The 23,986-nt window shown below is 44.5% G+C and carries 21 protein-coding genes; 9 read left to right on the forward strand and 12 right to left on the reverse strand.

Going from position 1 to position 23,986, the window contains the following annotated elements; translation table 11 throughout:
* Window positions 1–88: 88 nt before the first annotated feature.
* Window positions 89–1,120 carry an L-threonine 3-dehydrogenase gene (gene tdh, locus L1D22_RS07925; protein WP_017059546.1) on the forward strand — a complete coding sequence of 344 codons (1,032 nt, stop codon included), beginning with the start codon at window positions 89–91 and terminating at the stop codon, window positions 1,118–1,120.
* Between the two features lie 151 nt (window positions 1,121–1,271).
* A complete protein-coding gene (locus L1D22_RS07930) occupies window positions 1,272–2,132 on the forward strand; it encodes a hypothetical protein (protein ID WP_345772803.1) in 861 nt (286 codons plus the stop codon).
* An 81-nt stretch (window positions 2,133–2,213) separates the two neighbouring features.
* On the opposite strand, the gene L1D22_RS07935 is transcribed toward L1D22_RS07930, so the two are convergent.
* The 3 genes from L1D22_RS07935 to L1D22_RS07945 form a co-directional block, all read right to left on the reverse strand.
* Entirely contained in the window at window positions 2,214–3,437 is a 1,224-nt protein-coding gene (locus L1D22_RS07935; protein ID WP_176679897.1) for a DUF819 family protein, read from the reverse strand.
* Between the two features lie 516 nt (window positions 3,438–3,953).
* The gene (locus L1D22_RS07940; protein WP_239829319.1) at window positions 3,954–5,876 is read right to left on the reverse strand and encodes a monovalent cation:proton antiporter-2 (CPA2) family protein; all 1,923 of its coding nucleotides are present in this window, start codon (window positions 5,874–5,876) and stop codon (window positions 3,954–3,956) included.
* Window positions 5,876–6,493, reverse strand: coding sequence for an NAD(P)H-dependent oxidoreductase (locus L1D22_RS07945; protein ID WP_239829320.1), 618 nt, complete (start codon window positions 6,491–6,493; stop codon window positions 5,876–5,878). The genes L1D22_RS07940 and L1D22_RS07945 overlap by 1 nt, the downstream gene beginning before the upstream one ends.
* Before the next feature lie 319 nt (window positions 6,494–6,812).
* Between L1D22_RS07945 and L1D22_RS07950 the strand changes: the two genes are divergently transcribed.
* Window positions 6,813–7,889, forward strand: coding sequence for a beta-eliminating lyase-related protein (locus tag L1D22_RS07950; protein ID WP_239829321.1), 1,077 nt, complete (start codon window positions 6,813–6,815; stop codon window positions 7,887–7,889).
* 120 nt (window positions 7,890–8,009) lie between these two features.
* Here L1D22_RS07950 and L1D22_RS22295 read toward each other — a convergent pair whose 3' ends face one another.
* Window positions 8,010–8,135 carry a hypothetical protein gene (locus tag L1D22_RS22295; protein WP_275665023.1) on the reverse strand — a complete coding sequence of 42 codons (126 nt, stop codon included), beginning with the start codon at window positions 8,133–8,135 and terminating at the stop codon, window positions 8,010–8,012.
* Window positions 8,136–8,382: 247 nt separating this feature from the next.
* Here L1D22_RS22295 and L1D22_RS07955 point away from each other — a divergent pair, with 247 nt between their 5' ends.
* Window positions 8,383–8,817, forward strand: coding sequence for a YccF domain-containing protein (locus L1D22_RS07955; protein ID WP_239829322.1), 435 nt, complete (start codon window positions 8,383–8,385; stop codon window positions 8,815–8,817).
* A gap of 89 nt (window positions 8,818–8,906) precedes the next feature.
* Here L1D22_RS07955 and yiaY read toward each other — a convergent pair whose 3' ends face one another.
* Complete coding sequence (gene yiaY, locus L1D22_RS07960; protein ID WP_239829323.1) at window positions 8,907–10,055, reverse strand: L-threonine dehydrogenase; 1,149 nt, start codon at window positions 10,053–10,055, stop codon at window positions 8,907–8,909.
* 628 nt (window positions 10,056–10,683) lie between these two features.
* Here yiaY and yjjG point away from each other — a divergent pair.
* Both yjjG and yddG read left to right on the forward strand, forming a co-directional pair.
* Window positions 10,684–11,358, forward strand: coding sequence for a pyrimidine 5'-nucleotidase (gene yjjG / locus L1D22_RS07965; RefSeq protein WP_239829324.1), 675 nt, complete (start codon window positions 10,684–10,686; stop codon window positions 11,356–11,358).
* A 159-nt stretch (window positions 11,359–11,517) separates the two neighbouring features.
* Entirely contained in the window at window positions 11,518–12,450 is a 933-nt protein-coding gene (gene yddG, locus L1D22_RS07970) for an aromatic amino acid DMT transporter YddG (protein ID WP_017060901.1), read from the forward strand.
* Between the two features lie 23 nt (window positions 12,451–12,473).
* Here yddG and L1D22_RS07975 read toward each other — a convergent pair whose 3' ends face one another.
* Complete coding sequence (locus L1D22_RS07975; protein WP_239829325.1) at window positions 12,474–13,370, reverse strand: cation diffusion facilitator family transporter; 897 nt, start codon at window positions 13,368–13,370, stop codon at window positions 12,474–12,476.
* A gap of 388 nt (window positions 13,371–13,758) precedes the next feature.
* The gene (locus L1D22_RS07980) at window positions 13,759–14,637 is read right to left on the reverse strand and encodes a LysR family transcriptional regulator (RefSeq protein WP_239829326.1); all 879 of its coding nucleotides are present in this window, start codon (window positions 14,635–14,637) and stop codon (window positions 13,759–13,761) included.
* A gap of 161 nt (window positions 14,638–14,798) precedes the next feature.
* On the opposite strand from L1D22_RS07980, the gene L1D22_RS07985 reads away from it, so the two are divergent.
* The 3 genes from L1D22_RS07985 (at window position 14,799) to L1D22_RS07995 (ending at window position 18,181) form a co-directional block, all read left to right on the forward strand.
* Window positions 14,799–15,398 carry a methyltransferase gene (locus L1D22_RS07985; protein ID WP_239829327.1) on the forward strand — a complete coding sequence of 200 codons (600 nt, stop codon included), beginning with the start codon at window positions 14,799–14,801 and terminating at the stop codon, window positions 15,396–15,398.
* A gap of 287 nt (window positions 15,399–15,685) precedes the next feature.
* Entirely contained in the window at window positions 15,686–17,242 is a 1,557-nt protein-coding gene (locus tag L1D22_RS07990; protein WP_239829328.1) for a YjjI family glycine radical enzyme, read from the forward strand.
* 24 nt (window positions 17,243–17,266) lie between these two features.
* Window positions 17,267–18,181 carry a YjjW family glycine radical enzyme activase gene (locus L1D22_RS07995; RefSeq protein ID WP_239829329.1) on the forward strand — a complete coding sequence of 305 codons (915 nt, stop codon included), beginning with the start codon at window positions 17,267–17,269 and terminating at the stop codon, window positions 18,179–18,181.
* 58 nt (window positions 18,182–18,239) lie between these two features.
* Here L1D22_RS07995 and L1D22_RS08000 read toward each other — a convergent pair whose 3' ends face one another.
* The 5 genes from L1D22_RS08000 to yccS form a co-directional block, all read right to left on the reverse strand.
* Window positions 18,240–19,151: a LysR family transcriptional regulator gene (locus tag L1D22_RS08000; RefSeq protein ID WP_176679885.1), complete on the reverse strand. Its 912-nt coding sequence runs from the start codon at window positions 19,149–19,151 to the stop codon at window positions 18,240–18,242.
* 75 nt (window positions 19,152–19,226) lie between these two features.
* On the reverse strand, window positions 19,227–20,489 hold the full coding sequence (locus tag L1D22_RS08005; RefSeq protein WP_239829330.1) for a hydroxymethylglutaryl-CoA reductase: 1,263 nt from the start codon (window positions 20,487–20,489) through the stop codon (window positions 19,227–19,229).
* A gap of 185 nt (window positions 20,490–20,674) precedes the next feature.
* Entirely contained in the window at window positions 20,675–20,995 is a 321-nt protein-coding gene (locus tag L1D22_RS08010; protein ID WP_239829331.1) for a hypothetical protein, read from the reverse strand.
* A gap of 121 nt (window positions 20,996–21,116) precedes the next feature.
* A complete protein-coding gene (locus L1D22_RS08015) occupies window positions 21,117–21,302 on the reverse strand; it encodes a hypothetical protein (RefSeq protein ID WP_239829332.1) in 186 nt (61 codons plus the stop codon).
* Window positions 21,303–21,634: 332 nt separating this feature from the next.
* Window positions 21,635–23,818: a YccS family putative transporter gene (gene yccS / locus L1D22_RS08020; RefSeq protein ID WP_239829333.1), complete on the reverse strand. Its 2,184-nt coding sequence runs from the start codon at window positions 23,816–23,818 to the stop codon at window positions 21,635–21,637.
* Window positions 23,819–23,986: the final 168 nt, after the last annotated feature.

Below are 23,986 nucleotides of genomic sequence, written 5' to 3' on the forward strand. Positions count from 1 at the left end.
TCCTTTAATTAGATAGAACACCACCCAGTCGAACATATAGATTTTTGATTCTCGCCTTACAGTTAGGCGAGATGAACTAGGTAACATTATGAAAATTAAAGCACTTTCTAAACTTAAGCCTGAAGAAGGCATTTGGATGACCGAGGTTGAAAAACCTGAAATGGGTCATAATGATCTTCTTATCCGTATTAAGAAAACCGCAATCTGTGGTACAGACGTACACATCTACAACTGGGATGAGTGGTCACAAAACACAATCCCAGTGCCTATGGTTGTAGGTCACGAATACGTGGGTGAAGTTGTTGGCATTGGCCAAGAAGTTCGTGGTTTTGAAATCGGCGACCGTGTATCTGGCGAAGGTCACATCACATGTGGTCACTGTCGTAACTGTCGTGGTGGCCGTACTCACCTTTGTCGTAACACAACAGGCGTTGGTGTTAACCGCACTGGTGCGTTCTCTGAGTTCCTTGTGATCCCTGCGTTCAACGCATTTAAGATCCCTGCAGAAATCTCTGACGATCTAGCATCAATCTTTGACCCATTTGGTAACGCAGTACACACAGCGCTTTCTTTCGACCTAGTAGGCGAAGACGTGCTAATCACTGGTGCTGGCCCAATCGGTATCATGGCTGCAGCGGTTGCTAAGCACGTTGGTGCTCGTCACGTTGTAATTACTGACGTAAACGAATACCGCCTAGATCTTGCTAAGAAAATGGGTGTGACTCGCGCAGTAAACGTGATGGAAGAGAAGCTTGAAGACGTAATGTCTGACCTTGGCATGACGGAAGGCTTCGATGTAGGCCTAGAAATGTCTGGTAACCCATCTGCGTTCAACAGCATGCTGACTAACATGAACCACGGCGGTAAGATCTCTCTACTAGGTATTCCACCATCAGACATGGCAGTAGACTGGAACCAAGTTATCTTTAAAGGCTTGGTTATCAAAGGTATCTACGGTCGTGAGATGTTCGAAACTTGGTACAAGATGGCTTCTTTGATCCAATCAGGCCTAGATCTAACACCAATTATCACTCACCACTACAAAGTGGACGACTTCCAGAAAGGCTTCGACATGATGCGTTCTGGTATGTCAGGTAAAGTAATCCTAGATTGGGAATAAGCTTTAGCTGAATAATAAAAACGCTCCGAAAGGGGCGTTTTTTGTATTTGCGAATCGATTAATTCTCGATGTCGCTGAATGGCCATTTTGTCTCTCGTTAGTCTTTAAAATACGCGCAATACACTGCGTTTAATTTTTAAAGAGGGCTTCAATAGCTTGTAAACCACTTGCACTGATAATAACTGGAATATTATTAACGCCGAATTTTGTGGCCGCGAATACCACTATCTCGAAAGGCAATAGCGACCAAGCAGCAGAAAAGGCAGCAAAGGAACTTGCAAACCCCAATACGGCTTACGCGAGCCTTAACTTAAAGCTCCAATACTCTGGTGGTTATGAAGGAGGAGGGGACATCTTCGCCACAGTGTTACAACCAACTCTCCCTTTCCCTATGGATAATGGCGACAAAGTCATCTTCCGTCCCGCTATCTCTTATATTCAGAATGATTTCAACGTGGATACGCCGACAAGTTCCCAATATATGGATCAGTCAGGAGTGAGCGATATTTCTTTTGATCTAGCCTACGCGCCCAAAATGGAAGGCGGGACTATTGCTGCTTTTGGTTTGTTTGCTTCTTTACCAACGGGCAGCAGCGAGCTCACGGCAGATCTATTCGCTGTTGGCCCTGAGTTTATGTACGGCAAAGTGAGTGCTGAACGCGTTGTCGGTGTGTTCCCAAGCCATCTTTATGGCGTATCGGGCAAAGGGGCGGATCACTCTGATACTCGTATTAACAAGACGTCTACGCAGTTATTTTGGGTGGAGTTATTGGTAGGTGGGTGGACGGTAGGTTCAGCACCGACACTCTCCTACGATTGGAATAAAGATCAGGCGGAGATTCCGCTGAATATTAGCGTAAGTAAAACAACGGTGTTCAAAGGTCGTCCTTGGAAGTTTGGTATTGAAGCCAATTACTATATCAAGAAAGACGAAAAGACACGCCCGGACTTCATGCTGAGCTTTAATATCAGCCCAGTAGTGGAAAATAAACTGGCGTCTTTGTTTGATTAATCTCAGTGTGGAAGAGTAGAAATGAAAAAGGCTGAACGGTGGTCGTTTAGCCTTTTGTGTTACTGCATTGAAGCGCTTCTATTAACCCGCAGCAGCCTGCATGATGAGGCCACAGATGTAAGCTCCGTATGTACCTAGAGCGTAACCCAATACTGCCATTAGGATACCTACTGGTGCCAATGCTGGGTGGAATGCCGCCGCTACGATAGGAGCCGATGCCGCGCCACCTACGTTAGCTTGGCTACCTACTGCCATGAAGAACAGTGGAGCACGGATTAGTTTCGCCATCGCAATCATAAGTAGAGCGTGGATAGTTAGCCATGTGATACCAATGAAGAAGTAACCTGGGTTGTCCAAGATAGCGGTAACGTCCATTTGCATACCGATAGTCGCGACTAGGATGTAGATGAACGCAGAACCTACTTTAGACGCGCCACTGTGCTCAAGGCTGCGTGTCGATTTAAAGCATGAAGCGATGAGAGCGAACGTCGTTACCATAACGATTAACCAGAAGAAGCCTGATGTCAGGCTGTATTTCGCAAGTTCTGGAGCGTTGGTTGAGATCCAAGGTGCGATAAGGTCACTGAATAAGTGAGCGAGGCCAGTTAAGCCGAAGGCAATCGCAGTGATCTTCATTAGATCGGTTGTTGTCGTTGGACGAGCGTTCTCTTCTTGGTATTTAGATACCGTCTCTTTTAGCTCTTCGATTGATGAAGTGTCGGCTTTAAGCCAAGCATCAATCTTCTTCTGACGACCCGCCATGATAAGCAACACGGCCATCCAAATGTTTGCACAGATAACGTCTACCGTAATCATTGCTGAGAACAGTTGGTCATCAACCTCAAACACTTCTTTCATTGCCGCTTGGTTAGCACCGCCACCGATCCAAGAACCAGCAACAGTCGTTAGGCCGCGCCATACGTCGCCCGAAACAAGGTCTGGGTTAACTTGATCGATAATCAGAATCGCTAATGGGCCACCAATGATAATACCAGCTGTACCCGTTAAGAACATGATGACGGCTTTAGAGCCAAGACCAAAGATCTTACGAAGGTCTGCTGAGATGATCAGAAGAACCAATGCACTTGGAAGTAGGTAACGGCTTGCTACGAAATACAGTTTAGAGTTTGACGCATCGATGATGCCGAAGCTGTTCAATAGCGAAGGAACAAAGTAACAGAGCAATAGACCCGGAACGAACGAGTAGAATTTTTTCAGTGCGCTATTTTGGCTACTTTCCGTGATAAATACACCGCCAAGAATAACAGCTAACATGCCCATTATTACAGCATCATTAGTAATCATTATTATATCTCCTTTAAGGTGAGCGCAAAGGTCTCACTTTTTTGATTGCAGGACTATACCGACAACTTCAATTCGTTACAAATTGTAACGAGAGACATATTTTGAAACATTTATGTTAATTCAAATGATCTGAATTTGTGAGTTTAACGGTTAATTTATTGGTTTTGCGAATGTTTCTGCTAGGGCTGGCAAGCTTGGTTTTAATATATGCAATACTGTTCAAACCCCTAAAACTGGTGAATATAATTTTAGTCAAGAATTGCATGACTAAAATGACTGCATATATAGCCATGTTTAAGGTGTGGTTTATGCAAGGTGGGAATGTTTCAAAAATGTAAAAAATGAATCCATTTTTGTAAGGTGGACTGAGATTAAAAATTGTAACTGGATCACATAAATCATGTGGTTCATCTGGTTTAGAGCCAGTGCTTGGGCTTCATTACGCAATTTGATTGCCTATAAATAAAGAAAAAGCGGCTCAAGGGCCGCTTATCAGTGGTTAGTTAGAGTTCTTGATTAGGATTCTTCTTCCTCAAAGCCATCCGCATAGCCTTTCGGTGGTGGTGTCCAACCACGTTCAGAGCGAGAATGTTTGTCTGAACGGTCTTTTTTCATGTCTTCTTTCATCGCTTCTTCTAGATCAATAAAGATCTGCCTAAAGTTGTTGTCATAACGAGGGTTGTCTTGAGCTTCTGACCAAGCACGATATAGGTTTTCAGATTTACGACTTTCAACACGTTGATAAGTCGACTTTTGTTGTTCAACAAAGAAAGGGTGATGACCTAAGGCACGTAAGGCTTCAGATCCCATTTCGAGGGCTGAGTGGTATGTTTCTAATTCCACAAAATCGGCGCCGGCTTCTCTTAAGCGGTAACTATGGCCACGGTCGAACGCACGCGCTAGGACTTTCACTTTAGGGTAAGTGTGTTTAACGTACTTCACTAACTCGACGCTCGAGTCTTGGTTGTCGATAGCCACAACAAGCATAGCCGCTTCGTCAATACCTGCGGTATGCAATAGGTCGTGACGAGTTGCATCACCAAAGTAAGATTTGATGTTAATAGAGCGCAGAACGTCTACTTGGTTAGCTTGATGATCCAGAACCACAGTTTTGACATCATTCGATACCAGTAAGCGGTTAACGATCTGACCGAATCGACCAATACCCGCAATGATAACCGTGCCTTTCTCTTCGATGGTGTCTTCTTCGCGGTCGTTAGATTTTTGCTCATAACGAGGCAGAATCACTTTATCGAATAGGATAAATAGGCCAGGAGTTAAGAACATCGACAGAGCAACCACTAGCGACAGTGTTTGAACAAGGTCGGCAGGTAATACGTGGTTTTGTGCCGAGAAGCTCAATAACACGAATCCGAATTCACCGGCTTGTGCCAAGCTCAAAGTAAATAACCAACGGTCACTGTTTTTGATCTTAAAGATCAGCGCCAATGTAAATAGCACTAGTGCTTTAAGCGCCATGACACCAATAGTTAACCCGATGATGAGTGCGAAGTCGTTGAATAGAACACCAAAGTCGATGCCTGCACCAACCGTAATAAAGAACAAGCCTAGCAATAACCCTTTGAATGGGTCGATGTTCGATTCAAGCTCGTGTCTGAACTCACTGTTTGCTAGAACAACACCCGCAAGGAAAGTGCCAAGCGCTGGAGACAGACCTACAAGGCTCATTAATGCTGCAATACCGATAACAAGCATTAGTGCGGTCGCCGTGAAGATTTCACGGAGGCCAGAGCTCGCAACAAAGCGGAACAGTGGGCGGCTTAGGAAGTGCCCGCCGACCACCACGATGGCGATTGAAGCGGTAATAACAAGACCGTATGCCCAGCTAGGAAGGCCTGCTACCAAACTTAGCTCATCGTGGTGCGCTGCGGTTTCTGCTGCACTCTCAGCCAAGGCGACCAGTTCAGGAAGCGCAAGTAAAGGAATGAACGCCAACATTGGAATAACGGCAATATCTTGGAACAGCAGAACCGAGAAAGCGTTCTTGCCGCCTTCTGTCTTAGATAGCCCTTTTTCATTGAACGTTTGCAGAACAATCGCTGTCGATGAAAGCGCGAAGATCAAACCGATAGTTAAAGCAATCGTCCAAGGTTGACCAAAGAACTGTGCAATGCCCATCACAATCGCAGTAGTACCACCAACTTGCAGCCCCCCCAATCCCACTAGGCGGTTTCTCATTGCCCAAAGCATCTTAGGTTCAAGCTCAAGGCCCACTACGAACAGCATCATCACCACACCAAATTCAGCAAAGTGTTGAATGGTTGTGGTCTCTTCACCCACTAAGCCAATGATTGGGCCAATTACAACACCGGCGATTAAGTAACCCAGTACAGAACCGAGCCCGAGACGCTTAGCAATAGGCACTGCGATGACAGCAGCAACTAAGTAGATAAATGCTTGTAGAAAATATCCCGTCATTATTTAACCTCTGCCATTAGTTCTTCTACGTAGTGGTTTAGCTTTTCTGCTTTGCTGGCTTTTTTGATATTAATGTCGCCAGCAACCAGTGCCTCTAACAGCACTTTATAGCTATTGACGTGCTCTTGAATGCGGTTTTCTTCCAAAGCGGTACGTGAACCAAACAGAGCAAATGGTGCGAGGTAGGTCATCCCACATAAAGACGCGGTTTGTTCTATTGGGTGAAGCAGTTCTCGAATAGTGAAATGGTTGTAGCCATCACTTTGATAGGCGTCTTTTTTACCACCGGCAGTGATGCTGCATAACAAGTTTTTACCCTGTAGCTCATTGCCATCAGTGCCGTAAGCGAAACCATATTCAAGAACCAGATCTTGCCACTCTTTTAGAATTGCCGGTGTTGAGTACCAATATAGTGGGAACTGAAAAATGATGATGTCATGGTCCAACAGGCGTTTCTGTTCACGATCGATGTTGATTTTGAAGGTCGGATACTCAGCATAGAGATCGACACAGGTTACCCCATCAATGCGCTTGGCTTGCTCAAATAAGGGTTTGTTCGCTTCAGAGCGATGCTGAGAAGGGTGGGCGAATAGCACCAAGACTCGATTTTTCGACATATAGCCCTCTTTGTCCATTAACGAATAATGCTTATTGGAATTATAGATATACAATAATAGATGAATGATTGAAGAACAATGAATTAGCCCATACTTATCTACTTAGATGTACGTTTTTAGGAGTGTCGTATTTGCTATCTGAAACCGGGTATAAAACACTCGTCAGTTTGGGTATTTATGGCGCATCCAGACTATGACTAAGTAAAACTAATTATTCGCGAATAATAACAGCGAACGGGTGCATTTTATGTCACCGTTGACATCTAACGTAAATAATTCAATCACCCTACATAGAACGACAATGAATAAAGGAAAAGATATGAGCACGGACTTGCGTCAACAATGTAATTTGTTGCTATCTGGTCACTTTGAACCGACTCCGGCACAAACATTTGCTCAGATGGCTGAATGGTGTGAAACGAACAATGTGCGTCATGACAGCTATGGCGACGGTGAATTCATCGAAGGCTTTGAAGCCAAAGTTGCAGAGCTGCTGGGCTATGAAGCGGCTGTGTTTGTTATTACTGGCACAATGAACCAACCGACGGCGTTAGAGATTGCGTGCCAAGAGAAAAGAAACCCTCTCGTTGCGATGCATGAATCGAGTCATATTATGCGGCATGAACGCCAAGGGTATCAGCTCCAAAACCGCTTCAACGTGCTTCCGGTTGGTAATGTATTTCGCACTTGGAATGTCGACGACTTAAAGGCTTGGCCTGATGAGATTGCCGCGGCATTGTATGAACTACCGATGCGAGAGATTGGTGGTCAGCTGCCTGAGTGGGAAGAGCTTGAAGCAATTAAGCAGTACTGCCAAGAGCAGTCTATTCATCTTCATATGGATGGTGCTCGTTTATGGGAGTGTGGCGCCTATTACCAAAAGCCTTACAGCGAGATTGCGAAGGGTTTCGATACGGCTTATGTTTCGCTCTACAAAGGGCTAAATGGCCTGGGTGGTTCACTGTTATTAGGTGATAAAGACTTCGTAGCGAAAGCGTCGGCATGGATGAAGCGACAAGGCGGTAATGTGTACCATCGAACGCCTTATGTGGTTTCGGCGGCCATGCAGTTTGACCAAAGACTCGAACTAATGCCGGCTTTGTATGAGCGTACTAAGCAGCTTTACCAAATCTTATTGGACTACCCTCAATTCAAAGTGAACCCGCAGCAACCGCAAGTAAACATGCTTCATCTTTATTTACCTGTGAGCTATAAAGAGGGCATCATAGCGCGAGACAATATCGCCAAGAAGCATAAGGTTTGGATAGGAAACCCAGCAATCAGCGAGCTACCGAATCAATGTAAGATTGAGTGGTATGTGGGTGATAACTTATTGAACTTACCTGATCATGAGCTGATCGACATCTTGGATTTTATTAGCGAAGAGCTGATTTAATTAACGAAGAGCTGGTTTGATTACAGAAGCATTGAATTGATCGCAGCAGAAGTGAGTTAATCGAGGTGAATACAGGGCATGTTCCCTGTATTCATTTAAATAGTAACGACGGTATGCGTGTTACATATATTGGTTGATGTACACGTCGACTAAAAACATGAATACAGGCACGGTGCTGAGAAGTCCGAAGAAGACGATTGGCACCCAGTTTTGCATTTTCTTTTTAGGTTGCTCAGTGTTGTTCATAAATTCGGCCTTAAATTCGTTGTTGAGTCTGTTTAGCTTTGTTGTACTAAATAATCTGAGAGCATGGTATCAAATAAACTCGATGAGCCCTATGCGGATTTGGCGTTTCGTGGTGTGCATCAAACACATAAAATCTCGTTGATTCATAAGCGGTTCATAAAGGCTCAATAATAATGAACCTATCAGAACAAGTATTGCCTTACTCGGCATATGAAAAAACAGCATTCAAAGATTTGGAGAATACAGAATGAAAACAATAGGAAACATCATTTGGTTTCTGTTCGGTGGCGTATTTATGGGACTGGCTTGGTGGTTCTTCGGGCTGATCGCGTTCCTTACCATCGTAGGTATTCCATGGGGACGAGCGTGTTTTGTCATGGGTGATTTCTCATTCTTCCCATTCGGCCAAGAAGCAATTTCTCGTGATGAATTGACTAACGAAATGGACATCGGCACCAGCCCGCTAGGCGTGATTGGTAACGTGATTTGGTTCTTATTTGCAGGTATCTGGCTTGCGATTGGTCACATCATGTCAGCTGTAGCGTGTTTTATTACCATCATCGGTATTCCATTTGCGATTCAGCACCTTAAGTTAGCGCTCATCTCATTAGCGCCAATCGGAAAAACAGTTGTTGATAAGCGTGAAGCAGAAGCGGCACGAGTAAGAAATTACAAAGGTTAAGATGTCAGTTTAAGTCTTGATTGAACAGATAAAAGAAAACGGGCTCAGAAGATGAGCCCGTTTGTATTGATTGGTTTCTAGAACCTAGATTACATTGCCGCTTCGAAGATCGCTGAGATTTCTTCATGAGTCGCTTGTTTAGGGTTAGTGAAACCACAAGCGTCTTTTAGTGCGTTGTCAGACAGAGTCGGGATGTCTTCAAGCTTAGCACCAAGCTGCGCGATGCCTGTTGGGATGTTCACGTCGTTTGCTAGTTGAACAATCGCGTTGATAGCCGCTTCTGCGCCTTGCTCTGGTGTCATGCCTTCAATATTCACGCCCATTGCTTTTGCAACATCACATAGACGCTCAGGGCAAACTTGCGCGTTGTAGCGTTGAACGTGCGGCAGAAGGATAGCGTTACATACACCGTGTGGAAGGTCGTAGAAACCACCCAGTTGGTGCGCCATTGCGTGAACATAGCCAAGAGAAGCGTTGTTGAATGCCATGCCTGCCATGAACTGTGCGTAAGCCATTTGCTCACGAGCTTCAATGTCTTCACCGTGCGATACTGCTGTTCTTAGGTGCGCTTGCACTAGTTCAATCGCCTTAATCGCAACTGCATCTGTGATTGGCGTAGCTGCGATAGAAACGTAAGCTTCGATTGCGTGTGTTAGCGCGTCCATACCCGTTGCTGCAGTCAGTGATGCAGGTTTAGCAAGCATCAACTCAGGATCGTTCACAGAGATTAGAGGTGTTGTGTGCTTATCAACGATAGCCATCTTAATGTGACGCTCTTCATCAGTGATGATGCAGAAACGTGTCATTTCAGATGCTGTACCTGCTGTTGTGTTGATAGCAATAAGAGGCATCATTGGTTTTTCAGACTGATCGACACCTTCGTAGTCTGCAATTTTGCCACCGTTAGAAGCAACTAGTGCGATACCTTTTGCACAGTCGTGTGGAGAACCACCACCTAGAGAAACAACGAAATCACAATCGTTGTCAGTCAGCAATTCAAGGCCATCGTTAACGTTAGTGATGGTTGGGTTTGGTTGAGTGCCATCGAATACAACTGCGTCTACGCCGCGCTGGCTAAGAAGGTCTTGTACCTGCTTAACTACGCCAATTTGGTTAAGGATCTTATCTGTCACGATCAGACCTTTTTTAAAGCCTTGAGACTGAATGCTATCAGCAGCATCCTTCAGACAGCCAGTACCCATGAAGTTGATTGTAGGGATGTAAAATGCAGTAGACATTGGAAAACTCCGTTAATTATGATTTTTAATTTCCTACATGGTGTCGGCAATCAACTGGTCGACCATTGATCTGGAACAACTTTGATTCCGAACTACCACTTTGTGGCTATGCGTTGTGATAGGGCTCATATAGCAATCGTTTTTATGGTAATCAGTTATGTTTATTGTCAGTAATGGGTAGTAAGTAAGTGATTGATTTAAGTGCAGAATGGCGCTCTATAACCATGAAAAATAACGGCTATTCAGTCAAATTTGCTTCAGTTCATCTTTTTCCGATATATCCATTGAGTCATCGCTGCATGTAACTTGAGGCTTATCGGAATCTAAAGAATCAGAGGTGTCTTGTGTTTCTTCATCATAATATTTAACAAGAAATGGGGTGAGCATGACGGATGACGGTAAGAAGTGCTTCATAATACCTCCCGGTACTTAAATGTATTTCTTGTATGGTATTGGTTTAATATGTGGCAAAATTTGCGATACATCATGACTTGTTGCTTGTTTTCTATAAATTCTTAGAACTATATTCAGGCTCACAAAAATGGTAGTAGAATGCACACTTAACCGTTGAGGTTAGGAAAGAACAAAATATAAATACGGCTCAACAGCGCGAATAACAGGACAGAATATGAAGTACGATTGGATATTCTTTGATGCGGATGAAACCTTGTTCCACTTTGATGCTTTTCAAGGAATGAAGCTGATGTTCTCCCGTTTTGGTGTGGACTTTAGTGAACAGGATTATTCAGTTTACCAAGAGGTGAATTTACCACTTTGGGTAGACTACCAAGATGGCCGCATTACAGCAGAACAACTAAAGCACGCGCGTTTTGAAAGCTGGGCAACAAAGTTAGAGACAACCACAGCAGAATTAAACAGTGCATTTTTGACCGCAATGGCGGATATCTGTTCTCTGCTCCCAGGTGCAAAAGAGTTGATGGAGTCTTTAAAAGGCAAAGTTAACATGGGCATCATCACCAATGGTTTCACCGAGCTGCAATCTATCCGTTTAGAACGCACTGGAATGACAGATTACTTTGATCATGTGATCATTTCTGAAGAAGTGGGTGTTGCTAAACCAGACGCTGAGATCTTTGAACATGCACATAAGCTTGTTGGCTTACCAGCAAAACAACGCGTATTGATGGTCGGAGATAACCCGCATTCAGATATTCTAGGCGGCTTGGATTTTGGTATTGAGACGTGTTGGTTGAATAGCCAAGAGAAAGCGGCACCAGCGGGAATTAACCCTCATTATCAGGTTAAGTCTTTAGCTGACCTGCAAACTCTGTTATTGGCATAATTGTTTTTAGATTTTTGAGTGAATGATTGATAGCCGAGTGCAGTTATGTGCTCGGCTACTTATTTTTACCTACTGCAAGTTATCGATAGTGGTGCTAAAGCCTATCTTTGCTTTAAGCTCGCTTTGATTACACCATTACAATAAAGAAAAGGAAGAGGCGTGCTGAAATCTCATCGCCATAGTTGCTACGGCATTGCTGCCATTTTACTTTGGAGCTGCTTAATCGCGCTATCTCGTAGCGTATCAGAACAACTGGGCCCAATCGGTGGCGCTGCCAGCCTTTATACAGTGAGTTCGCTGTTGTTGGTCTGTGTTATGGGGTTACCTAAGTTGTCGCGCTTCTCTAAGTCGTATCTGTTGATTGGTGGTGCTCTGTTCGTTTGTTATGAGATCTTCTTGGCTTTGGCTTTAGGAATGGCAAACAACCGACATCAAGCCTTGGAAATGGCCGTCATCAACTACTTATGGCCAGCATTGACGGTGTTGTTCGCAGTCCTGCTCAGCGACAAAAAGATTAACTGGTTGGTTTACCCAAGTATCTTCTTAGCCTTCTTTGGCGTGGCTTGGAGTATCAGCGGCGATCAGGGGCTTTCTGTTGACCAAATTGCTGCCAATATTGCTACTAACCCTAAAACCTATTCAATGGCGTTTTTCGGCGCGATTATTTGGGCGGTCTACTGTAATTACACTCAGAAAGTGGCGAAAGGGCAGAATGCGATCGTGTTGTTCTTTATCGCGACGGCAATCACCTTGTGGATCAAATACGCATTGAGTAACGAAACCGGCATGGTGATGACAACCAGCGCCGCGATTGACTTAGTGTTGGCAGGTGTGTGTATGGGCGCAGGCTACGCGCTTTGGAATACAGCGATACTTGGCGGCAATATGGTCTTCTTGGCGACCATGTCGTATTTCACGCCTATTTTTGCGACCTTACTGTCTTCTATGATTTTGGGTTTGTCATTGAGCATGACGTTTTGGCAGGGTGTTTGTATGGTGACGATTGGCTCTCTAGCTTGTTGGTGGGTAACCAGAGACAAAAAGCCGACGGTTACGGCGTCGGCTTCTAAAAAGGTTCAATCAGAGTCTTAGTTAGTAAGAGGTTTTCTTGACTCTTAACTCGCGATATTGAGATTCAATTGAAGCTCATAAGGCATCTTCGATAAGCGTCGTTTAAGTTGGCGGCGCGTACGTTCAATATCATCAACCGCAATCGCATCTTGGTCATTGGTATGAATATCAACGTTGATTCTTAGCTCAGGGCCAACCTTAGTCACGCCCATTAGTTCCAAATCTTGATCCGCTTCTTTGTCTACCGCGACCACGTTTTTATCTACCGCATCACAAATGTCTTTGGTTGCCGACATCATCAGCAGTTCACGCATCGCTTCGCGTAACATGTCGAATGGCACTTTGATGAAGTAGAAAGACATCAGCAACATCATCATTGGATCGGCATATACTGAGTATGACACAAGAGGTGAGAATGTCATTGCCCACGCAACAACGAAACCAGCCGTTACCGCGACACTCAATAGTGTATCCATCTGCCACTGTTTAGATTCCGCTTGAATCAAACCCGAAGAGATACGTTTGCTCTTGTTAGCGATGTACCACCAAGCGTAACCACAACCCAATACGTTGAAAATACCAAACAGAGTTGCGATAGAAGCATCGACCTCACGACCACCTGTCATCAAGGCACCAATCGCAGAGTAAAGCGAATAACCAACCACAAGTAGAATCACAACGGCTTTAATCGCAATCACAATCGGTTCGATGATAGCTCGACCGAACGGGAACTCTCTATCTGAAGGACGGTTAATGTATTTTGAAGCAGCTAGTGACAATAAAGTTAACAGTAAGCTGATAAGAGAATAGACACCGTCAAATACTATGACCAGAGAGCCAACGATAAGACCCAACACCAATCCGCCAATCGCGAAGCCTGATGCTAAAAGGGCTGAGAACAATAGTACTCGATTTTCGTTTTGGCTTTTCCTGTCACACATAATATTTTCCAGATGTTTTTGATAACTTCATTGTTCTAATAATGAGCTAACTTTACAAACCTTATCTGATGATATTGATGTGTACTATTTAAGTGGTTCATTTAAATCATTGTAATTCAGTGGCTTAAGTTAAATTTGAGGTGTCAATAAAGTTGACGATGACTGTTTTCTAGGGGATTTGTGCAACTGAGAATAGATGGTTTATGATTAATGAAATATATCAGTCATCAGTGTCGTATAGCTTCGTGAGCTCAATGTTTACATAAACTTAAGCATATCGATAAAGGCAACGTTAGCGTTCGAATACGTTGCGTAAATGGTTCAGTCTTAGATCGCAAAAGGCGGCACAGGCAATAGCTCGCGCCGATCTTAAATTGGGAAGCTAAAATTAGAAATCGAACAAGTAGTCGCTGAGCTGATCCGCGAGCCAGTTCATACCTGGGTGTTCTGCCATACCTGCTGCGGTAAACATGCAGTAGTCTTCTTGGGTAAGGCCGTATGTGTGTTTGATCACCGCTAACTCTTGTTCACGTAGCAAGTGACGAATCAGTGGCTCTGGCATTACGCCCCAGGCTTCTTCACGTAAAATTGTATCCAGCATAAAATCAAAGCTAGAGAAGCCGATGTAACGACGCGAAAAGGGTTCAAGCTCTGGGTTATCCTTTTCATTGAGATAAACCATGGTCGCTTGCATCGAATTTCTTAATACCTCATCAGAAACACGTCGCATCGCACTCAGGTCATGTCCTTTCTTACACACCGACATCATTCGAATCTTGCCAAGTGGGTTGTAGATAATCCGTGGGTCATCGACACGTTCATAATCGACACCAAAAGCGAAATCCACTTGTTGGGTTTCAACCAAGTTGGCTAAGTCGCCACTCGAAGCAAGAACAAAGTTGAATGAGGTCGAAGGGTACTTGTTATTGAGGGCGTGCGATAAATCCTGCCACATATCATCGGGTAATGAGTCGTCACGGGCAATCCATATCTCGGCGTTGAACTCGCCAGATACATGCAAGCACGTTTGTTTAATGCGTGCTGCCGTCACTAACATGCCTTCACAATCTTTGTAGATGGCTTTGCCAGCTTCAGACAGTTCGACGTGATTTCCGCTACGCACGAACAGTTCTACATCTAACTCTTTCTCCAAGGCTTTAATCGACATACTTAGCTTGGTTCGGTTGCATTCGAGCTGGCGTGCAGCTTCAGAGACTGATCCTAAATCAGCAACAGAACAAAAGGCTTGGACTTGAGAAAGGTTCATTTCATTTCCATATTGAGCGGGTGTCGGTGCATATTATCTGAATATTGTGCTGACTATCTTAGAAATAGTCCATCTTTGCATGATAACTCTATGACGAATTGACTAATTTGGTTTACTCTGGGGAAGTTCCGAACCTACAAGAAGTAAAGATGGAGGCCATGATGGCGAAACAATGGGACGAGTACGCCGTTGATTGGGATAAAGATCCCGCGACCGCAGTATTCGCACAGTCCGTATTTGACCAGTTGACACAGCTCGTTGATCTGAACGGAACCCGTGTCCTTGATTTTGGTTGTGGTACAGGACTACTCAGCCAGAAAATATCTCCTTTAGCAAAAGAGATCATCGCACTCGACATCTCCGAAGGGATGATTGAAGAGTTAGATAAGAAAGAGCTACCAAACGTTGAACCGGTTGTTGATATTTTATCGCGCGGACTAGCAGCGCAGCATCCAGCATTCAGAAACCAGTTTGATCTAGTGGTTGCTTCTTCGGTGTGTGGTTTTATCCCGAACCTACAAGACACAGTCAGTCTGATTTACACATTGCTTGAAAACGACGGCACGTTTGTCCACTGGGATTGGTGCCTAGAAAACGACAGTAAAGATTATGGCGTAAGCCAGCAGCGCTCGCAGAATGTGTTGAGTGCGGCAGGTTTCTCTGTTGTTGAAGTGTCGACACCGTTCTCGGTTGATACACCACAAGGTGAGTTAAAAGTACTGATGGGTGTTGGACGCAAACAAGTGCTTCCTCATCTGTAATTGCTTCCCTTATTTGTAAAGAGTATTGCTTTTAGCCAACTCTGACAGAGCAAACCTAAATAACGAAACCCACATCAACGGCCTTAAAGCCAGTTATGTGGGTTTTTCTATTTTTACGGCTTGGTGTTTTAAACGGACTATTCCTATTCCTAGAGCTAGTGTCTTGATGACGGCTAATTCCAAATACAAAATTTCCATTTTGGAAAAATAGTCTTGCATACATTTCATTAGTGGAAATGTAACGGTGAGAGATAAAATAAGCCCATAACAATTTTAAGGGTTTAACCATGAGCCACCAATCTGCTTCTCCACAACTTTCAGAGCAACAACAACGCTTTAGCAATATCATTTCAGATGCCAATCTGTCGCCAAAACAGAAATCGAGCTATCTTGCTTTAGAAGCTGAAGCGAGCCTGCCGTATATGCCGGTAAGCAATGAAGTAGAGCAAGCCTTACAACAAGGTGTGCTATGTGACATGTTTGAAGGTCACGCCCCATTTAAGCCGCGCTATGTGCTTCCCGATTATTCTAAATACTTACATCAAGGCTCAAAGTATTTAGAGCTTAGCGCGGCAACTAATTTCGACGAAGCATTGAACATGCTGACCATCCTTTATCACCACGTTCCGTCAGTGACTTCCATTCCGGTTTACCTAGGTCAACTGGACGATGTGTTGATACCTTTCGTTGGCGACTTAACGGAAGAGCAGGTTTATCAAAAGCTTAAGCTGTTCTGGATTATGTTGGACCGCACGTTGCCAGATGCCTTCATGCATGTGAATATCGGCCCTACCGACAACATCATCTGCCGTACTATTTTACGTGTCGATGCTGAGCTCAAGCAGATCGCACCTAACTTAACTTTTATGTACGACCCTGCAGTGACGCCGGATGATCTGTTGCGTCATGCAGCGAGCAACATTTGCGAATGCAGCAAGCCACACATCGCCAACTATCCTGCACATGCCGCAGCGTATGGTGATAAGCGTTTTGGTATCGTGAGTTGCTACAACTCGCTACCTTTAGCGGGAGGTTCAAACACGTTAGTTCGCATGAACCTGAAGCAAGTGGCGTTGAAGTCTGATGACAGTGCCGATTTCTTACAACAAATGCTACCAAACTACAGCGGTATCATGATCGAGCTAATGAACGCGCGTAGCCGTTTCTTGCATGAAGAGTCTAATTTCTTCGAAGGCTTTTTAACCAAAGAAGGTTTGATTGAAGAAGACCGTTTTGCGCCAATGTTTGGTATTTACGGTATGGCTGAAGCAGTCAACATCTTGATGGAAAAAGAGGGCAAAGTAGGGCGTTATGGTCATGACGAACAAGCAAACCAACTTGGGCATCGTATCTCAGAAAAACTGGCTGAGATCGTTGAAAACTCTGAAGTGAAGTATGGGGTGGAAGGCAAGGCTCTATTACACGCTCAAGGTGGTATCAGCTTAGATGAAGATGTAACGCCAGGCGTGCGTATTCCTTATGGTACGGAGCCGGATCCTGTCTCTTACGTTCGCGCAACTGCGGGTCACCATAAGTTCTATACCTCAGGTATCAGCGACATTTTGACCATCGACGAAACAGTGAAGTCTAACCCTGAAGCGATGTTTAACTTGTGCAAAGGCGCAATCCAAGCGGGTTACCGTGAGTTTACTGCCAACGTGGCATCGAACGATTTGGTTCGTGTGACGGGTTACATGATTAAGCTTTCAGACATTGCTAAATATGACGAGCAAGGTTCGCGTACTAACACGACTTTCTTGGGAGCCGAGGCTGCGAAGAACACGGGCATTTTAGAACGTAAACCACGCGTCGCGAGCTTAGATATGTCGCCAACGTACGAATAGCGTTGCAATCGAATCACATTAATTATGAAAATTTCTGATCTAACAACTCAAATGGCTAGGGTTAATAACAATAAGACAGAAAAACAAGCGAAGGTCAGCCGTGTGCTGACCTTTTCTTGTGTTGATGGACCGGGAAATCGCCTAGTGCTGTTCCTACAGGGGTGCAATTTCGATTGTATAACCTGTCACAACCCACACACCATTAATCACTGTAACCATTGCGGAGACTGCGTCAGCGGGTGTCCAAGCGGTGCGTTGAGCACCGTTGATGGCAAAGTGAAGTGGGATCCGGTGGCTTGCACCCACTGCGATCAGTGCATAGACATCTGTAATCATAAATCGAGCCCAAAAATCACATCGATGACGGTCTTGGAGGTACTTGAACTCGTTAGGCATAACCAATTCTTCTTGAGCGGTATTACCGTCTCGGGTGGCGAAGCGACCATGCAACTGCCGTTTATCATTGATTTATTTAAAGCGATTAAAAGCGAGCCGCAGCTAGCACATTTAACGTGTTTTATTGACAGCAATGGTTCGTTGTCGCAACAAGGGTGGGAGCGAGTATTGCCTTACCTTGATGGTGCGATGATCGACCTTAAATCTTGGCAATCAGAAACACACCAATGGTTGGTCGGCAGAGGAAACCATCGTGTGTTTGAAACCATCAATTACTTGGCGCGACAAGGTAAGTTGCATGAAGTTCGGTTGCTGCATATTCCGGACAAAAGTGACCTTGAGGACGAGATAGAGCAAGTTGGCTACTACTTAAATGGATTGCCAAGTGATGTCCGGATTCGGCTCAATGCGTTTCAACATCACGGCGTGATCGACGAAGCGCTAGAATGGCCTAAGTGTACAGAGCAACAAATGCAGAGCTTTCACGACAAACTCTACGCGATAGTTCAAAGACCGATGCAAACGCCAGAGGTTTATACCTAGCTTCTAAATTGTTTAGATGCTCAGTCAGGCTTCAAAGAACGTTAAGTCTTTAAAAGGATTAAGCTTCTAAGAACAAGTCACATAGCCATTTGATGGCTTGGTCATTCATGTTTGGTTTGTTCCATACTAGGCTGTACGCCACTTTACCGTAATCGAAGGGAAGTGGCTTACTCACCAAACCTTGTGCTTGTTTTGCATGCTCAGCCCATTGCTTTGAACAGGTGAACAAGAAAGGCGTGTGATGACAAAGTACGGCTGCAGCACCAAAGTCCGCTACAGATATCGCCATTTCTCGCGGTTGGTGGCATTGAACTAAGTTTTGCTCAAAGTAAGGTTGAGACAGTTCGTTATCTAAAATACCAATGTGCTTGTAATCTAAATAGCCCTCGACCGTCAGTTCTTGTTGAGCGAGCGGGTGGTGGGCACCCATCAAACACACCATCTCATCGGGCAGAATCGTTTCCCAAACCAGCTCTTTGTTATCGGTTGGCGGCTGAGAGATATCATGGGGCAACAAGATCAGATTCACTTTACCACTAAGCAAAGCATCGAAGCCAAGTTGCTGTTTCGAATAGATATTGAGTTTCGCTTTAGGCGCTAGTTCAGTGGTGATTTTGCTGATCTTTGAGGCGAACACTTCAAAGGTGCTTTCACGCATAGAGAGCGAAAAGCTGCCTTGATACTCCTCTGGAGTAAAACTCTTCTGATGAAGGAGTCCATTCATACTAGAAAGAATGGCATGAACGGTTGGAGCTATCTTTAAGGCGAAAGGTGTTGGGATTAGCTTGGTGCCGTCTCGATAGAAGAGTTCATCGTTAAGGATGTCACGCAATTGCGAGAGTGTTTTACTTACACTCGAAGGGCTCACACAAAGTTGCTCAGACGTTTGAGTCACACTGTGGGTGTTCAGCATAATATGCAGCGCAGTGAGGTGCTTAAGACTCACTCTCGATAAGTGTAAGTAATCCATGTGTAACTCACGTATTCAGATTGGCTTGTGATTTTGCATGAACGACAAAACCGAACAAGCCAAATTGGATAAAGGTTATTTACGAGCCAGCTTATGGTGAGCTCGTGAAAAGTGGCCTGCGCAAAATGCACCTACGATGGAAAGCTCACCGGCTAAACACAGTGCAGCACAGACTTCGGCTAAGGCTTGTGATTTACCGTTACCGTGCAGTCCTAACAAATCGAGACATGCTTTTTGGCTTGGCAACCCAGTACCACCACCGACAGTTCCCAACATCAAGTTAGGTAGGGTCACGCTCGCGTATAAGCCGCCTTCTTTGTTCAGTTCCATGCGAGTCATACCAATCGCAGACTCAGCCACACACGCCGCGTCTTGGCCGCAAGCAATGTAAAGTGCAGCAAGTGCATTTGCGTAGTGGGCATTGATACCAATCGTGCCACTCAAAGCGCCGCCCACAGTGGTCATTTGACCAAACTGAACCATCTTCTCTGGCGTGGTATGTAGATACTTAGCAACAAGCTCAGCAGGAATGTTTACTTCGGCAGTGACCTTTTTACCACGAACACTGCGTAAGGTTTGGGTATTAGCTTTTTTGTCGCCCGATAAGTTGCCATCAAGGAAAGCATGGTCAGGCTTAACTGGTGTGTTTTCGATGATGTATTCAAACACGGCATTGGTCGCGATGGTCACCATATTCTGACCAGAAGCGTCTCCAGTTAGAAATTCAAACACCAAGTAGACATGGTTGCCTTCGATGTTGATATTGATGTCGGTAAGCTTGCCGTGTGATGTGGTTGATTCAGCTAAGGTTTTAAATTGCTCATATTGGGTGACAGCCCAAGCCACAAACTGTCCTGCTTCTACTAAACCTTGGAATGCAAAACCGGGAGTACGTGTTACGCCTTCATTGAGCAACATCGCACTTGCGCCACCACAAGCTGTAATCAGCTTTGAACCACGGTTGTAAGACGCGACAAGCGCTGCCTCAGTAGTTGCGAGTGGTACCAAGTAATCTCCCTCAGCAAACAGGCCATTGACTCTTAGCGGTCCAGAGACACCAACAGGCACTTTCACTGTTCCAATGAAGTGTTCGATGTTTTTCTCATAAGCTTGAATCTGACTTTCAGTATGGGAGTCGAGTAGCTCTTTTTGCGATTCTGCGTTATCGAGAGCAGCCCAACGGCGTGTGAGATTTTTTTCTGTCAGATAGGGGCTAGGTGTCAGCTTGTTTACTGGTTTTTCAAAGTGAGGTTGAAGCTTTTTTTCTAATTCGTCTGCGGAGATGTCGCCTCCTAAAATAGAAACATAGTCACGGCGATGCAGATTTAGTTTTGGCATAAATAGTATGAAGTAAAGTTTGTGCAGCAAATTGGTTTGCGCTGATTCTACCGAGTAATAAACCAGAAACAAGCGTCAGATATAATGAGTTACAGTTTGTGTGCTTATTGCGTCAAAAAGCGTCCAAAGTGGTTGAATCAAGTCGATTTAGAACATTGAAAATAAGTGCGAACGATAAGTATCGCTTAGATGTGGATGTCTAGAAGACTACCGATCGCTTCGTTTTGACGATCAACCACACTCGCACCCACACGGTTATAACTGGCACTTTGGGTTAGTTTCAATAGTGAATCGGTTGAGGATGAAACAGGTTCTGGGTCTTTGTCTTTAAACGAAATGGATTGTTCAGGCTCTACTTGGTTGAAGCTGAGATCACTGCCTTTGAAAGCATCATCGGATTCAGGAGTGTGTTGTGAGGCTTGATTGAGTTCGAGCGCGGCTTCTTCAGCCATGTTGTTTGACTGCTGAATAATGGCGTAACCAGATTGAATACCAGATATCGACATAGCAGAACCTTTAATTGACGTGTTGAATAAGTCTAGGTGGACGATATTTTGAGCGCAATGGTGAAGGGGTAAAATTTACAGTGAAACAGTGTACTTAAGCTAAAATAGTGACGTCTGTCTATTAACTGAACAGATCGTTCAATGCATTTAGCTCCTCATCAGTAAGAAGAGTTTGTTGTTCCGTTTCAAGATTACCGTCAATCTCGCCCTGCAACGCTTTTAATTGCTGTGGGCTAAGAAGCTGAATCTGTTGTTTGAATGCTTCAAATTGTTGTGTATTCATAATGTGACCTTGCTTCAAATCCATATGCTCAATTGAGCATAGACTACTGGTGCAGGAAATCAAACAAGATTAAGTGAATATCAAACGAAATTTGTAATTTCCTAGAACTAAGACAACTATAAATTCCTCTGGTCGTTTTTTGTCCGAGAAATGTTAGGTAAAGTTAAGGCTTGGTCAATCAAAGTCAGAAAATTCCTACAATGTAAAAATCGTCTTAACCCTTATGTGGTAAGCGTAGGTAAGCAGTTGCTCTACTCAATTAAAGGTATTGGTAGAGCAACATATAACTGTAACAAATGTTCAAAAGGTGTACAATTAATGCTATCTTTTTGTTTTTACAGTATTTTGTTTGTCAATTAAGAATCCGCTTTATCGAGCGGTTTATCAATCTTCACCTTGACCGCAAACTTGGTCGCTAGGGTATGCAGTTCTGGAAGCATTCGATAAATTAAATGAAGCTGTTGTAAGACCATTCTGACAGAGCTTTCATCTTCTTCTCGCCACTCACTTAGACGTTTATCAAGTTCAGGGTCGTATACATTTTTAACCTCACACTGTTCACGATGTGAATAGAGTTGGTCATTCAGAGCATCAAGGTGCTCGTGTATCACACGGTGTGCATCGAGAACGAGCTTGTGTGTAGATTCGTCGTCAATACGCGTTCTGTGTGCGCCCAGTGCTGAAATATAGCTGAGTAGGGCGTGATTCAGCGTCAGAAAGCGAAAGCTCTCATCTTCAGAAGTACGATATTTGCCCGGCTCAACCAACATGCTACTGATAGCACCAGTCAGATTCGCATCGTTATTGTGTGCGCTGCGGCGGGCGATACGGTAATTCAGCGTGTCTTTCTTACCTACACGATATTGGCCAATGATCTGCGCAAGGTAGTTCTTGTTGGAATCAAGAGCATCAGCCATTACTTTATGCAGTCGTTTTGATTGCCAGTCAGGCAACACATAAACGACCGCCAATACAGCGAGGGCACAGCCGATGAAGGTATCTGCCAGTCTTGGCAGCACCACGGCGTAGCCTTCTCCAAGTTGGTTAAAGCAGAACAGTACCAACAGGGTGATAAAGCCAGTTGCGAATCCGTAGTTGTTGATACGGAAAGCGAAGAACATCACGCCACTGATCACAATGAACACCAACTGGCTCTCTTGAGAAGGGAAGAAGGTCAGTAGCGGAACGCCAATTAATAAGCCTGCAACGGTGCCAATGACACGCGCAGTCAGCTTTTGGCGAGTAGCGCTGTAGTTTGGCTGACACACAAATAGCGTTGTCAGTAGAATCCAGTAGCCGCGTTCAATATCAAAACCTTGAATAATGCCGTAACCGAAAGTTAGCGTAATGGCCATACGAATCGCGTGACGAAACAGCATCGAATCTGTATGCAGGTTGGCTTTTATCTTTTGCCACATCGCAGTCAAGGTGTGCGGATTGGTATCGTCTAAGACATCTTCTTCTAACTTCTCTGCATCTGGGTTACTGATGTTCGATAGCTGCTTTTCGACCGTAGCAAGGTTATTGAATAGATAATCCAATTGGCTCAGCAATGGCTTCCATTCTGGTTTGTTTTGCTGATGTAGATGATTAAGTGAAGACATCAGTTCATCAAGCGCCAATACCGATTTATCGCCATGTTGGTATTCTGCGCCAATCTTTAGTGAGCTCGCCACTTCTTTACACGCGGTTGCTTGTGCTTCCAGCAGATACTTAAAACGAAACAGTACATCAGAGCGCTCAAAGTGTTTGGCTAGTTCTTGATAACGGTAGTGGGTTGAACTCACACGCTCGTGAATATCTTGTGCGATGAAGTAAGTATTTAAGAATCGATCACTGGGTCCGTCAATGTGTCCGCGTTTAGAGCGATTAAGCAGGGTTGCTTTACACATATTGAGTGCATTGACGGTACTCGCATTTAATTTGGCTTCAATAATGCGGTGCGGCTGAGGGATAAGATCAGATACTGGGTAGAACAGTTCTGCCTTAGATCCCATGTAGGTGCCAATCTGATCAAACACGTTAGCAAGGTTTTGCTGCACAGGTTGCATTGGCCACACAATCTGCCAGATCATCGACATGAAGTAGTACCATGCCGCGCCTGTTAAGAGCAATAACGGTTGGAACCATAAGTTGATGCTCTCATGAGCGCCGAGCATGGTGTAGATAGCAACCAGCAGAGAACCAAAGGCGATACTGGCGTATTTAGGCCCAATGGCGCCGAGCATAATGAACGAGAATGTGGATGCGAAAAGACCTAGCGAGAATAACCAAGGTGTGTCGAACAGCAGTTCTATAGAAAAGGCGGCGATCGCAAAACAGATAAAGGTCAGGGTGAGCGCTTTCAAGCGTCCCGTGAAGCTGTCATCACTTTCTGCTAGTGCAGCGGCGATGACACCTAAGATCAATGGAGTGATGAGTGTGTTTTGCCCATAATACCAAGCAGGAACGACAACACCGAGCAGAGTGATGAGAATTAATACGCTGTAATTTATGGTTTTATTCGCCCAATAGAGGCGTAATTTGGCTGAAAAGTCCACAGTCGCTCACTTGACACACTAAAAACCATAATCCTAACAGAAATCAAGCACAAGAATTTGATACTTATCCATAATTGCCCGTAGGTGGTCATGAAAGCGTCGATAAGATATGAGATATTATTAATTCTCATTGCATCATGATATAAATTCAATATTCCTAATTAAGAG

The sequence above is a fragment of the Vibrio sp. Isolate34 genome, from assembly GCF_022397915.1.
Lineage (GTDB): Bacteria > Pseudomonadota > Gammaproteobacteria > Enterobacterales > Vibrionaceae > Vibrio.